The organism is Flagellimonas olearia (genome assembly GCF_004150225.1).
Classification (GTDB): Bacteria; Bacteroidota; Bacteroidia; order Flavobacteriales; family Flavobacteriaceae; genus Flagellimonas; species Flagellimonas olearia.
The window spans coordinates 323,585-337,316 of sequence record NZ_ML142907.1 but is presented as its reverse complement, the minus strand read 5'-3'; the positions used below and the strand labels follow the sequence as shown (position 1 = coordinate 337,316).

Below are 13,732 nucleotides of genomic sequence, written 5' to 3'. Positions count from 1 at the left end.
TTTGATTTATCCGCAATTCTGTAAGGTTTTGGTCGGGTTCCAATTTGGTTGATGGAATTAATGCTTAATTTTACGCCTTAATTTTTTGAGAACATCATGGTAGAAGAGGGACGCAAATACGTTTTCGATTTTGATAGCACCCTTACCCGGGTAGAGGCATTGGATGTCTTGGCGGAAATTACCCTGCAAGGCAAATCCAATAAGGAAGAAGTTGTCAAGGAGATCCAGAGGATTACCAACTTGGGAATCGATGGGGACATTTCATTTACGGAATCGCTTGAAAAAAGAATTCGATTACTGAATGCGCACAAGAACGATTTGGAGCGTTTGGTGGGTGAACTACGACACAAAATTTCCAAATCAATAGCATCCAACAAAGATTTTTTTAAAGAGTTTTCGGATGATATCTATGTAATTTCCTGTGGATTCAAGGAGTTTATCGATCCCATAGTGAAAGAATATAATATCCCATCCGATCGGGTTTATGCCAATACCTTTAAATTTGATGAAGAAGGAAACATCATTGGATTCGATGAAGCCAATGTTCTCGCTTCCCATAATGGGAAAATTGAGTGTTTAAAAAACTTGGATTTGGATGGCGAGGTCCAAGTGATTGGTGATGGCTATAGCGACTATGTGATGCGTGAGGCCGGAATTGCCCATAAGTTTTTCGCCTATACTGAAAATGTGCACCGTGAGAAAGCGACGAACAATGCGGACCACGTAGCACCTAACCTAGATGAATTTTTATTTGTGAACGATTTGCCACGTAATTTATCCTATCCCAAGAACCGAATCAAGATATTATTGCTTGAAAATGTCCACCCCGATGCTTTTAAAAACCTGTCGGAAGAAGGGTTTTCCGTTGAATTGGTCAAGCACAGTCTTTCTGAAGACGACTTAGTTGAGCGTATCAAGGGAGTGCATGTGTTGGGGATACGTTCCAAGACCCAGGTAACCCAAAAGGTTCTGGATGCTGCCAATAAACTTCTGGTAGTAGGAGCCTTCTGCATTGGTACCACTCAAATCGATTTGGAATACAGCAAGAAAAAAGGGGTTGTGGTGTTCAACGCACCCTACAGCAATACCCGTTCCGTAGTGGAACTTGCCATAGGGCAGACCATTATGTTGATGCGAAGCATTTTTCCGCGTAGTACGGAAATCCATAACGGTGAGTGGAACAAAACCGCAGCCGGTTCCCAAGAGGTGAGAGGCAAGAACTTGGGTATTGTAGGTTACGGAAACATTGGAAAACAAATGTCCGTTTTGGCAGAGGCCATGGGGATGAAGGTATATTACTATGATGTAAACGACCAGTTGGCCATAGGTAATGCCGTTAAGTGCAGTACCTTGGAAGACCTATTGTCCGTTTCTGATGTGGTAACCTTGCATGTGGATGATAACAAGGCGAATAAAAACTTCATTGGTGAGCGGGAAATCAACCAAATGAAAGACGGCGCCAAGCTTATTAACCTGTCCCGTGGATTTGTGGTGGATATCGATGCATTGGCCGCAGCCATTAAAAGTGGAAAACTAGGTGGAGCTGCCGTGGATGTGTATCCTTCCGAACCACGAAGCAACGGTCCTTTTGAAACACCATTGCAAGGACTTTCCAATGTGATTCTTACACCTCATATTGGTGGAAGTACGGAGGAGGCCCAACGTGATATAGCCGACTTTGTGCCGAACAAGATCATGGATTACATTAACTCAGGGAACACTGTGGATGCGGTGAATTTTCCCAATATTAGACTGCCCAAACAAAACAAGGCGCACCGCTTTTTACATATCCATAGAAATGTTCCGGGAATCATGGCCAAAATCAATGAGGTGTTGGCCAAGTATGGGTTGAATATTACCGGTCAGTACCTTTCCACAGATTCAGAAGTAGGGTATGTGATCTCTGATTTGGACAAGGAGTACAACAAAGACGTCATCAAAGAACTTAAGGCGATAGAAAACACCATTAAGTTCAGGGTGCTTTACTAGGCGAAACTCAAGAGTCAAGTATCAAGACTAAAAAACCTAGAGCCAAGACTCAAGAACTAATAGACGTTCTTTGCTCTTGAATCTTTAAGCGAAGCGGTCTAAGAATTAATCATTGATGGTGATACGGCTCGTTCCTTAGAATAGTGAACCCTCGGTACAATTGTTCTACAAAGAATAAGCGCACCATTTGGTGGGAAAAGGTCATTTTGGACAGGCTTATTTTTCCATTGCACCTGTTGTAGACCGCATCACTGAAGCCATAGGGGCCACCAATGGCTAGCACCAAATTCTTTATACCGCTGTTCATTTTCTTTTGGAGGAATTGGGAAAACTCGACCGAGGTATGCTGCTTTCCCTTTTCATCAAGTAGGATAAGCATATCGGAATTTTGGACCTGTCCCAAGATCAGCTCCCCTTCCTTTTCTTTTTGTTGGGCTTCGGAAAGATTTTTACTGTTTTTAATATCGGGAACAACCTGCAACTGAAACTTCACGTAATGTTGCAGCCGCTTTTCGTAGATGGCGATAAGTCGTTCTAGATCAGGATTATCGGTTTTGCCTATGGCGATCAAGGTAATCTGCATCCCCAAAAATAGATTATTATAGTGAAAGTAGGAAGTAAGGGGATAAAGGTAAGTTCAAGTCCAAGCCCAAGTTTAAACCCCTTGTCATTTGTGATTGAGTTTGAACTTGAACTTGGTCTTGAGTTAGTTAACTCCGAACATGGGATTTTACACCCAAATACCTTAATATCTCAGCGACTAAATTACAGAACGGCAGCAATGTTTTTACTATTTTCGTTAAAACCCCTTGTGGATGATATCCGAAGAACAATTTCAGAAAGAACTCAACTTGATCATTGCCAACGCCATTCGTGAAGATGTCGGGGATGGCGACCATAGCTCCTTGGCTTGTATTCCGGTTACTGCCACAGGTAAGGCGAAGCTATTGGTAAAGGATGAGGGCGTACTGGCCGGTGTAGCCTTTGCCCAACAAGTATTTCAATATGTGGACCCTGAACTTAAGGTTGAGGTTTTACTGCCCGATGGCACCTTGGTCAAGCATGGTGATATTGCCTTTTACGTGGAGGGAAGTTCCCAAAGTATTCTAAAGGCCGAACGTTTGGTACTCAATGCCATGCAGCGGATGAGCGCCATTGCCACAAAGACCCAATACTATGTGTCGCTCCTGGAAGGTACCGGTGCCAAGATTTTGGACACCCGAAAGACCACCCCGGGTATTCGAGCCTTGGAAAAATGGGCCGTTAAGATCGGAGGTGGCGAAAACCATAGGTTTGCATTGTATGATATGATCATGCTCAAGGACAACCATATCGACTTTGCCGGTGGAATCACAAAAGCTATTCAAAAGACCCAACAGTATTTAAGGGACGAAGGCAAGGATTTAAATATCATTGTGGAGGCAAGGAATTTGGATGAAGTGGAAGAAATCCTGCAATCCAAAGGCGTGTACCGGATTTTGCTGGATAATTTTGATTATGCCGATACCAGAAAGGCTGTACAACGCATAGGGGAGCAGTGCCTTACCGAATCATCGGGTGGAATTACGGAAGATACCATACGGAAATATGCCGAGTGCGGTGTGGATTATATATCCTCAGGAGCATTGACACATTCTGTATACAACATGGACCTTAGTTTAAAAGCGGTTTAGATGTCTGTAGCCATAGAAGAGCAGTTGGAAAAAATACCCGTGGTCAATTGGCTGGTGCGGTTATTGAAAACCATAAAACTCAAGGCTTTTGAGGGGCTCTCTTTCTATGATCTGATGGAAATGTATGTGGTAGGTATCGTAAAAGGTGCTGTATCCACACGGGCTAGTTCCATTGCGTTCAGCGTGTTTATGGCCTTGTTCCCGCTGCTTATCTTTATGGTGACCCTCATTCCTTTTGTCATTCCATATGTGCGGGTGGGAAACGAAAATTTTGATGCCCAGTTCCTGCTTTTTCTGGAATCTTTCCTGCCTTCGGCAACGGGAGATTATTTTGGGGAGATCTACCAACAGATCAAGGACCAGAAACAAGGTGGGTTGTTGTCGTCCGCCTTTGTGTTGTCCATTTTCTTGGTAGCCAATGGGGTCAATGCCATTTTTGGCGGTTTTGAAAACTCCTATCATGTGGAACTCACCCGGAATTTTTTTAGGCAATACCTCTATGCATTCATGGTGGGGCTGTTATTGTCCATTTTGCTGATTGTGGGTGCCGTGGCCTTTGTGTATTTTGAATTTTACATTGTGGAATACACCAGTGAATATTTTGGAAAAACCTTTGGGACGGATATTGAAAAAGGGGACACTATAGGAATCCAATTGGCCAAGATTCTGTTTTTCATGGTGCTGTCCTATCTGACCACCTCCATTCTCTACTATTTTGGGACGGCCGAAGGACGCAAGGCCAGGTTTTTTTCAGCAGGGGCCTTGATGACGACCCTGTTGTTTGTACTCACCTCCTATCTTTTTGGAATCTATGTGGAAAAATTTGCTCGATATAACGAACTTTATGGGGCACTGGGGGGGTTGTTGATTTTGATGGTATTCATATGGCTGAATTCCAATATCTTATTGTTGGGTTTTGAGTTGAATGCTACCCTGAATTCATTAAAGAAACGACATGAAAGGCACCAAGATGTTCCATAAATGTTTTTTTGTCTTGACCGTATTGGCTTTCCAGAACATGTGGTCCCAATCTGTATTCGGAAAATGGAAGACGGTGGACGATCGGAGCGGAGCTACGAAGGCCATTGTGGAGATTTATCGCGAAAATGGGTTGTTGCAGGCGAGAATCATCGATATTTTGGAAAAAGGGAAGAAAAATGCGCTTTGTACCAAGTGCAAGGGAAAGTTCAAGAACCAACCCGTATTGGGGATGAAGATTTTTCAGAACCTTGAAAAGAACGACAAGGATGAGTACAAGGGCTCGGATATGCTGGACCCTGAACACGGAATGACCTTCAGGGGAAAATTGTGGCTCCATCCAGAGGACATGGATAAATTAATGGTCAGGGGCTATTTGGCATTTTTATACAGGACCCAGACGTGGCATCGGGTAAAGGAAGAATAAGTGTATGGAGTATTTTTTGGATGTCGTCCTACCGATTCCTTTGGAACGACTTTTCACCTATAAGATCACACAAGAGGAGGCGGATTTTTTGCAACCAGGGATGCGTGTGGCCGTTCCCTTCGGGAAATCCAAGATATATACGGCCTTGGCCTATCAAATCCATACCAATGCTCCTATGGCCTATGAAGCCAAGGAAATCTACCAAATTTTGGATGAAAACCCCTTGGTCAATGCAATTCAATTGAAACATTGGCAATGGATGGCCCAATATTATATGTGCACTTTGGGTGAGGTAGTACGAAGTGCCCTGCCCAGCGCTTTTTTGCTGGAAAGCGAGACCTTGGTCATGCCCAACAAAGACGCCCAGGTTGATGAAATGCAATTGGGTGACGATGAGTTTCTGGTATATGAGGCCCTGCAATACCAGAGCGCGCTGAAAATATCCGAGGTAAGTGATATTGTGGACAAAAAAAATGTTCTGAAACTCATCAATGGACTGGTGCATAAAGGGGTGGTGCTCCAAAAAGAAGAACTATACGAGCAGTACAAACCGAAACTGATCCGTTATGTAAAGCTTTCCGAAACGTATGACGATGAGGCCCAATTGGAGCAGTTGTTAAATGAGCTGACCCGGGCGCCCAAGCAGAGTCAGGTGGTGTTGTCCTTGTTTCAAATACAGGCCAAAACCAAGAAGCCTATCCCCATAGCCGATTTGGAAAAAGAGAGTGGCAGTTCCCGGGCCGTGATCAAAGCCTTAATTGATAAAGAAGTTTTAAAGGAATACCATATCCAGACTGATCGGGTAAACTTTGACGGCCAATCGGAAGAATCCCAGCATATGCTCCTGAATGAGCATCAGACCAAGGCTTTGGAAACCATTCAGGCTGGTTTTACGGAAGGCAAGCCCGTTCTTTTGCATGGGGTCACCTCTTCAGGAAAGACCGAAGTGTATGTGAAACTCATCCAAGAATGTTTGGATGAAGGGAAACAGGCCCTATATCTGTTGCCCGAAATCGCACTGACATCGCAATTGATCAACAGGTTGCGACATTATTTTGGACACAGAGTGTCCGTCTACCATTCCAAATACAGCATTCATGAACGCGTAGAGGTCTGGAACAATGTATTGGCCAATGCGGAAAAAGCGCAAATTGTCATTGGCGCCCGTTCTTCCCTGTTTTTGCCGTTTTCCAATTTGGGATTGGTGGTGGTGGATGAGGAACACGAAAGTTCTTTTAAACAGTTTGATCCAGCGCCACGATACCATGCCCGCGATGCGGCCGTTGTGTTGGCTTCCTTGCATAAAGCCCATATTGTTCTGGGGTCGGCCACGCCAAGTATGGATAGTATGGACAATGCCAAAAAAGGAAAATATGGATATGCTTCCATCCAATATCGCTATGGCAATGTGCTCATGCCGGACATCAGTTTGGTGGACATCAAGGAAGCGACCCGTAAAAAGCGGATGAAAGGGCATTTTTCAGAAGTGCTGCTCAAAGCCATTTCGGAAACTTTGGAAGAAGGGGAGCAGGTAATCCTGTTCCAAAACCGTAGGGGATTTGCCCCTGTGGTGGAATGTACCACCTGTGGTCATGTGGCCCAATGCCCCAATTGCGATGTGAGCCTTACCTATCACCAGCGAAGAAATCAGCTTCGTTGTCATTACTGTGGTTACCATATGGCCTTGCAGCAGGCCTGTTTGGCATGTGGCAGTGCTACTTTGGATAAAAAGGGATTTGGTACAGAGCAGATTCAGGAAGAGCTCAATCATCTTTTCCCTGATGTGGCCGTAGGTCGAATGGATTTGGATACCACTAGGGGAAAGTACGCGTATGAAAAGATCATCTCGGCTTTTGAAAATCAGGAAATGGATATTTTGGTGGGGACCCAAATGGTCACCAAAGGGCTGGATTTTAGAAATGTGAGCTTGGTGGGGATCATGAATGCGGACTCCATGTTGAACTTTCCGGATTACAGGGCCCATGAACGTAGTTTTCAAATGCTTACCCAGGTGGCGGGTAGGGCAGGGCGCACCCAAAAAAGGGGAAAGGTGCTCATTCAAACCTACAATCCCTACCATCAAATACTACAGCAGGTTACCACAAATGATTATAAGAAGATGTTCTCGGAGCAGTATTACGAGAGGGAGCAGTTTAAATACCCACCTTTGGTGCGCATTGTCAAAATCACTTTAAAGGATAGGGATTTCAATAAGCTTAACGAAGCTGCCAGTTGGTTGGCCGGTTCTCTCAGAAACGTGTTGGGGCAGGACATCTTAGGTCCAGAGTATCCCCCCGTGGCCCGTATCCGAAGGGATTATCTTAAAAACATTCTCATCAAGATACCCAGGCAACAGTCGTTGGTACAAACAAAAAATAGCATTAAAAGAATTGAGAAATCCTTTAATGCTATTTCCAAGTATAAAAGTGTAAGACTGGTCTACAATGTGGACCACATTTAGTTATACGTTGGCTAGTGCTTCTGCCAATTCAGTCTTTTTGTTTCTACTCAAAGGAATCTGTCTGCCCCCCACTTCAACATTCTTACTGTTGAATTTTTCAATCTTCTCCAGATTCACGATATAGGATTTATGGATTCTCAGAAATTTTTCGGGCGGCAATTGCTTTTCGAAAGATTTCATGGTGGATAGGATTACAATATTGGCCTCATCGGTCACCAATTTAATGTAATCGCCAAGGGCTTCTATCCATTTAATGTCGTTCAAGATAACCTTACGCTTTTTAAGGTTACTTTTTACAAAGATGTGCTCTTCATCCTCATCTACACGGTTCATTTGCTCATATTTGGCCACTGCTCTTTTTACAGAGGCTTCAAAACGCGCAAGTGTGATGGGTTTGTGAAGATAATCGGTAACATCATAATCAAATGCCTTAAGGGCATAGTCAGGTTTTCCCGTGATCAAAATAACCTGTGGTGGGTTCTCTAGGGCCTCTAAAAGGTCAAAACCACTGATGATCGGCATTTCAACATCTAGGAAGATAAGGTCGATTTCGTGGTTCTTTAGGCCATTTTTTGCTTCAATGGCGTTGCTATACTCCGCAACCAAAGCAAGATGTGGATGATTGTTGACCAACTTTGCAACGGCCATCCGTTGCATCGAGGAATCGTCTACAATTATACTTTTTAATTTCATAGAATGGGGTGATTTGTAGGGTTTTAAATCATCGGCAAATTACACAAAAAACACGTTTAACAGCAACAAAAGATGTAAACATGGTCTATTTTGTTGTGTATATTGCCATATACGATACGTAGGTTTATTGGGTTCTTTTTTGTTAATAACTCTTGGGATTTAAACGAAGTTTTTTTGCTTTTCTTGCAGGGAGAAAGAAATATTACTAATTTTGCGCTCCTTTAAAATATATTATAATGAACCATTACGAAACTGTTTTCATTTTGAATCCCGTTCTGTCTGAAACACAGATAGAGGAAACAGTCAAGAAATTTGAGGATTTCTTGATTAAGAATGGTGCCAAAATGGTCTCCAAGGAAAATTGGGGACTTAAAAAGTTGGCCTATCCCATTCAGCACAAGAAAAGTGGATTTTACCACTTGTTCGAATTCCAAGCTCCTGGAGAGGCTATCGGCCCGTACGAGTTGGAATTTAGGAGAGACGAGCGCGTTATGCGTTTCTTGACCGTTAAATTGGACAAGCATGCCATTGCTTGGGCCGAGAAAAGAAGAACCAAATTAAAAGCAAACGCATAGGGTTATGGCATCTATAGAACAACAGGCAAAAGCAAAGAAAGACGGGGAAATCAGATATTTGACCCCTCTTAACATTGAGACCAGCAAGCAAAAGAAATACTGTAGGTTCAAAAAATCAGGTATTAAGTACATTGATTACAAAGACCCGGATTTCTTGATGAAATTGGTAAATGAGCAAGGAAAACTTCTTCCCAGAAGACTTACAGGTACTTCCTTGAAATACCAAAGAAAAGTGGCCCAGGCCGTGAAACGTGCCCGTCACCTAGCGTTAATGCCGTACGTTGGCGATATGTTGAAATAAAAAAATACCGAAGAATGGAACTTATTCTAAAAGAAGATGTACAGGATTTGGGATTTAAGGATGATATCGTTACCGTAAAGAACGGTTACGGCAGAAACTTTTTGATCCCTCAAGGTTTGGCCTCATTGGCTACGCCATCTGCCAAAAAAGTTTTGGCCGAAAACCTTAAGCAAAGAGCTCATAAAGAGAAAAAGATAATTGACGAGGCCGCTAAAGTTGCCGAAGCGCTTAAACAATTGGAAATCCGCATCGCTGCCAAAGCAGGTGCCGGTGATAAATTGTTCGGTTCCGTCAGCAATATTGATTTGGCCGCCGCTTTGGAAAAAGAAGGTCATCAAATCGATAGAAAATTCATCAGTATCAAAGGAGGGGCCATCAAAAGGGTTGGACCTTATGATGCCATCATCAGACTTCACCGTGAAGTTATTGTTGATTTTCCTTTTGAAGTGATCGCTGAAGCCAAATAAGCTGATTTCAGCCAATAATACTGGAGGGCTATGCTTGCATAGCCCTCTTTTTGTTTTACCTACTACCAAGTTTTAATAAAGCCTTTTATTTTTGCAGGATGAAGTATAAAAGACTTACAAAAGAGCAGTTGGAAGAATTGCATCCGGAGTTCATCAATTTTTTGGCCACCCAATCCATAACCGCAGAGGAATGGAATACCCTAAAAGCGGAAAAACCCGAAGTGGCCGAAGAGGAAATCGATGTCTTTAGCGATTTGATATGGGAAGGGGTGCTCAATAAGGTGGAGTATTTGGAAAATGTGTCCGAAATGCACATGCACCTGTTCCACCTGACCGAAAAGGAAATGAAATTGTTGTCCGTAAAGGTCATGAACCCAGAAATTGACCTGCGCACCAAAGTGGGCTTTGATTGGTTCAAACGGAATTTCCAATCCGATTTTGTGGAATACCTTACTGCTTCCAAAGCGTATGGGGAGGATAAAAATGTGGACAAGTTTGAACTCATCAAACAAGGTGCTGTCATTACCAAAGGGGAGCTCTATCAGTGGTTTGAGCAGATTATGGAATGATATGATACTGGACTTCTGGTTTCAGATATCTGATATCTGAGGAAATGTGGAGTAATTGTCAGTTCGAGCGCAGTCGAGAACAAATCAGGGGAGAAGAGGGCTCATTGCATTTCTGTGTCATTCCGAAGAAGCAGCGCGACTGAGGAATCTCAACCATTGTTTTTGGGGATACTTCTCTCCGTTCAGCACATCAGCTATCGGTCTTGTCATTTTGACAGAGCGAAGCATGAGGGACGAGAAATCCCAAAATCAAACAGATTTCCCACAGCTCCTTCGACTTCGCTAAAATTATCAGTTCGAGCGCAGTCGAGAACCTAAATGCACTAAATGCAAACTAAACTAGGGTTTATTCCTTGCCACAATACGAAGAAAGGGCTTTATGGTCTTCAATAACAATGTCCGCCTCCATAAGCGCTTTTTGGATTTTCGCTGTTTGGCCCTTGTCCTCCAAGGCGGAAATTTTGATAAGGGTAATGTGTAAAAAGTCCCATTCACCCAACCATCCAGGGTCGGTATCTGAGCCATCGAAGTTTGAAACTATGATATACACAAACCCAGGGGCAAACGCGACATTGTAGCTTCTATCCCATTGAGCCAGCCCTCCGGGAATTGAAAAATATGAGCTACCCCCTATGCTAACATATTCAAAATGGAACAGCAAAACATACTCCTGCAGAATTTCTGATGTAAGTTGGGGAACAGCCAATTCAAGTGTGGAAAAAAATATATCGGCGTCATTAAGGTCCAAAATAATTTTCTGCACATCGGCGTTGCCGTCCGCTCCTTGGCAGTCGGTTACATCCCATTTGCCATCTTCATTGGTGTCTTCCTCGGGGTCGTTCATAAAATCGGCATCCAAGTCCCAACAATTGATCCCATTTTCGCCATTGAGCCCATCCATTCCAATACAGTCCAAGTTGTTCCATTCACCATCGTCATTCGTGTCTTCCTCTGGGTCATTGGACCGATTGGTGTTGGTGTCCCAACAGTGATAGCCATTTTCCCCGGACTCCCCTTGCGGACCAATGCCCCCATCTTCACCGGAGCATGACATAAGGATTAGGCTTAAAGCAAGCAGGATAAGCAGTGGTGTCCTCATAACGAATGATTTATATTGAAATATAGTCGCAAGCCATGATGATGTCCTTCCTAAATTGACGAATGCCCCATTTGAGTTGATGGATGAAGGAAATTATTGGCAGCTTGGGTCAGAACTAGGATTCAAACAATGGATATTGGGGGAAGGCTACCGTTCCTCGTCATTTCGGCAGAGCGAAGCATGAGCGATGAGAAATCCCAAACCTATAGATTTCTAACAGCTCCTTCGACTTCACTCAGGACAGGGTTCAAAATAACACGAAGGGTACTGAAATTGTCAGTTCGAGCGCAGTCGAGAACTTCTTAAAAGTAAAATGTCCCAAGAATCCATTTACCCTTCAACTATCTACCATTCTACCATCACCCAAAACCGTATATTTGCACGAGAATTTTAGACTACATGGCACAAAAACCATCCATACCCAAGGGAACCCGAGACTTTTCGCCGGCTGAAGTGGCCAAGCGCAGCTATATCATCCAAACCATAAAAAAGCATTTTGAAACCTATGGTTTCCAGCCGATAGAGACCCCGTCCTTTGAAAATTCGGACACTTTGATGGGTAAGTATGGGGATGAGGGGGACCGCTTGATTTTCAAAATATTGAACTCCGGGGATTTTATATCAAAGGTGGATGATGTGACCTATAGTTCCAAAAACTCGGCGTCACTCACGCCCAAAATTTCGGAAAAGGCGCTTCGATATGATTTGACTGTGCCTTTTGCCCGGTATGTGGTGATGCACCAAAATGAGATTGATTTTCCATTCAAAAGATATCAGATTCAGCCTGTTTGGCGTGCCGACCGACCTCAAAAAGGGCGTTTTCGTGAGTTTTACCAGTGCGATGCCGATGTGGTAGGGGCCAACTCCCTCTTGCAGGAAGTGGAGTTTGTGAAACTCTACGATGCGGTTTTTACCAATTTGGGATTAAAGGGGGCTACCATCAAAATCAATAATAGAAAAATTCTTTCCGGCATTGCCGAAGTGATCGGGGCCAAACACCTGTTGGTGGATTTCACCGTGGCATTGGATAAGTTGGACAAAATAGGGGAAGGGAAGGTCAAGGAAGAGATGCTGGAAAAGGGCATTTCCGAGAGTGCCATTGAAAAGGCGCAGCCCTTGTTTTCCATGGCGGGTACGGCTTCGCAACAGTTGGAGCAACTACGCGGCCTCTTGGCCGATTCTGAAGTAGGCATGGTTGGTGTGGGCGAGTTGGACGAAATCATTTCCACCGCTGAACATATTGGATTGCAATCGGCCCAATTGCAGTTGGATGTGACCTTGGCTCGTGGACTCAACTATTACACAGGGGCCATTTTTGAAGTGGCTGCACCGGAAGGGGTCCAAATGGGCTCCATTGGTGGTGGTGGCCGTTACGATGACCTCACGGGTATTTTTGGATTGAAAGATGTGAGTGGAGTGGGCATTTCCTTCGGGTTGGACCGAATTTATTTGGTTTTGGAGGAATTGAACCTCTTCCCGGACAGCTTGGATACTTCCTTGGATGTACTTTGCCTCAATTTTGGAAAGAACGAAGGTCTGGCGGCCTTAAAATTGGTCTCAGGGCTAAGAAAAGAAGGTCTTCGGGCCGATTTGTACCCAACGGATGCCAAAATGCAGAAGCAATTCAAATATGCCGACAAAAGAGGGGTTCCGTATGTGATTCTATTGGGAGAACAGGAACTACTTGATGGCAACTTTGTGGTAAAAAATATGGTGACCGGGGAACAGAATGCCTACAAGCTGGATGCTTTGGGTCAATTTGCAGAGCTGGTCAAAGCCTCTTTTTAATTTCCTGAACGATTTTTTTGTAGTAGGTAGGGCCGTGTGGGACGTACTTTGCCATATTGGCCAATCCCCATGTTTCTTCGGCAAACTTAAAGAGAGGAATCAATTCCAGGTCATCCACTTCACTGTCTTGTTTGGTCAATTCATTGATGGGAACGCTCAATTTGCATAGAAAAATATGGTGCAGTTCAGCATCGACAAAATCCTCCGAAATTTTATGGATGGCCTTGTAGGTGCCGATGGATTCCAAGTCCTTTTTTGAAATGGTCAACCCTACTTCCTCTTGCACTTCCCGTACCGCGGCCCATTCAATATCCTCTCCAGACGATACATGTCCGGCCACGGAAACATCCCAAAGTAGGGGATGGGTATCCTTGTACTTGCCCCGTTGTTGAAGTAATACCCGTCCATCTTTGGTATAAAGCCATACATGGATGGTAGGATGCAACAGGCCTTTTCGGTGCGCTTCGGATTTTAAACAGGATGCTCCTGTTGGATTCCCTTGCTCATCCAAAATGTCGACCCGCTCATCCATAGTTCCTTAAAGATAAGAAAATGTCACATCGAGTGCAGTCGAGATGGTACATAATTTAGAAATGAATTTAATCGAGTATGTAATTCCTGTGAAAGTAGGAATCTATTTATGTCGGGACCCTGAAACAAGTTTGAGGTGACGAATTGCATCAAAAAAGCACAAAAACCAAAAAGGTTGATG

The 13,732-nt window shown here is 43.8% G+C and carries 14 protein-coding genes; 10 read left to right on the top strand and 4 right to left on the bottom strand.

Annotated elements, in window-relative coordinates:
• The first annotated feature begins 96 nt into the window (after positions 1–96).
• On the top strand, positions 97–1,989 hold the full coding sequence (gene serA, locus DN53_RS01580; RefSeq protein ID WP_129652666.1) for a phosphoglycerate dehydrogenase: 1,893 nt from the start codon (positions 97–99) through the stop codon (positions 1,987–1,989).
• A 109-nt stretch (positions 1,990–2,098) separates the two neighbouring features.
• Here the strand turns inward: serA and rlmH are convergent, their stop codons facing one another.
• Positions 2,099–2,572 carry a 23S rRNA (pseudouridine(1915)-N(3))-methyltransferase RlmH gene (gene rlmH, locus DN53_RS01575; protein WP_129652665.1) on the bottom strand — a complete coding sequence of 158 codons (474 nt, stop codon included), beginning with the start codon at positions 2,570–2,572 and terminating at the stop codon, positions 2,099–2,101.
• 232 nt (positions 2,573–2,804) lie between these two features.
• Between rlmH and nadC the strand changes: the two genes are divergently transcribed.
• From nadC to priA, 4 genes are read left to right on the top strand one after another with little or no spacing between them, the layout of a single operon-like run.
• On the top strand, positions 2,805–3,662 hold the full coding sequence (gene nadC / locus DN53_RS01570) for a carboxylating nicotinate-nucleotide diphosphorylase (protein ID WP_129652664.1): 858 nt from the start codon (positions 2,805–2,807) through the stop codon (positions 3,660–3,662).
• Positions 3,663–4,643 carry a YihY/virulence factor BrkB family protein gene (locus tag DN53_RS01565; RefSeq protein ID WP_129652663.1) on the top strand — a complete coding sequence of 327 codons (981 nt, stop codon included), beginning with the start codon at positions 3,663–3,665 and terminating at the stop codon, positions 4,641–4,643.
• The gene (locus DN53_RS01560; RefSeq protein WP_129652662.1) at positions 4,618–5,067 is read left to right on the top strand and encodes a DUF2147 domain-containing protein; all 450 of its coding nucleotides are present in this window, start codon (positions 4,618–4,620) and stop codon (positions 5,065–5,067) included. The genes DN53_RS01565 and DN53_RS01560 overlap by 26 nt, the downstream gene beginning before the upstream one ends.
• A gap of 4 nt (positions 5,068–5,071) precedes the next feature.
• Positions 5,072–7,528: a replication restart helicase PriA gene (priA, locus tag DN53_RS01555; protein WP_129652661.1), complete on the top strand. Its 2,457-nt coding sequence runs from the start codon at positions 5,072–5,074 to the stop codon at positions 7,526–7,528.
• Here priA and DN53_RS01550 read toward each other — a convergent pair whose 3' ends face one another.
• Positions 7,529–8,221 carry a LytR/AlgR family response regulator transcription factor gene (locus tag DN53_RS01550; RefSeq protein WP_129652660.1) on the bottom strand — a complete coding sequence of 231 codons (693 nt, stop codon included), beginning with the start codon at positions 8,219–8,221 and terminating at the stop codon, positions 7,529–7,531.
• 236 nt (positions 8,222–8,457) lie between these two features.
• Here DN53_RS01550 and rpsF point away from each other — a divergent pair, with 236 nt between their 5' ends.
• The 4 genes from rpsF (at position 8,458) to DN53_RS01530 (ending at position 10,133) form a co-directional block, all read left to right on the top strand.
• Positions 8,458–8,796, top strand: coding sequence for a 30S ribosomal protein S6 (rpsF, locus tag DN53_RS01545; protein ID WP_116217936.1), 339 nt, complete (start codon positions 8,458–8,460; stop codon positions 8,794–8,796).
• 4 nt (positions 8,797–8,800) lie between these two features.
• A complete protein-coding gene (gene rpsR, locus DN53_RS01540) occupies positions 8,801–9,097 on the top strand; it encodes a 30S ribosomal protein S18 (protein ID WP_116217935.1) in 297 nt (98 codons plus the stop codon).
• 14 nt (positions 9,098–9,111) lie between these two features.
• Positions 9,112–9,564, top strand: a complete 453-nt coding sequence (gene rplI / locus DN53_RS01535) for a 50S ribosomal protein L9 (protein ID WP_129652659.1) — start codon at positions 9,112–9,114, stop codon at positions 9,562–9,564.
• Between the two features lie 98 nt (positions 9,565–9,662).
• Positions 9,663–10,133: a DUF6495 family protein gene (locus DN53_RS01530; RefSeq protein ID WP_129652658.1), complete on the top strand. Its 471-nt coding sequence runs from the start codon at positions 9,663–9,665 to the stop codon at positions 10,131–10,133.
• A gap of 346 nt (positions 10,134–10,479) precedes the next feature.
• Here DN53_RS01530 and DN53_RS01525 read toward each other — a convergent pair whose 3' ends face one another.
• Entirely contained in the window at positions 10,480–11,232 is a 753-nt protein-coding gene (locus DN53_RS01525) for a hypothetical protein (RefSeq protein ID WP_129652657.1), read from the bottom strand.
• Between the two features lie 399 nt (positions 11,233–11,631).
• Between DN53_RS01525 and hisS the strand changes: the two genes are divergently transcribed.
• On the top strand, positions 11,632–13,020 hold the full coding sequence (gene hisS / locus DN53_RS01520; protein WP_129652656.1) for a histidine--tRNA ligase: 1,389 nt from the start codon (positions 11,632–11,634) through the stop codon (positions 13,018–13,020).
• Here the strand turns inward: hisS and DN53_RS01515 are convergent.
• Positions 13,004–13,552: an NUDIX hydrolase gene (locus DN53_RS01515; protein WP_129652655.1), complete on the bottom strand. Its 549-nt coding sequence runs from the start codon at positions 13,550–13,552 to the stop codon at positions 13,004–13,006. The genes hisS and DN53_RS01515 overlap by 17 nt on opposite strands.
• Positions 13,553–13,732 lie beyond the last annotated feature (180 nt).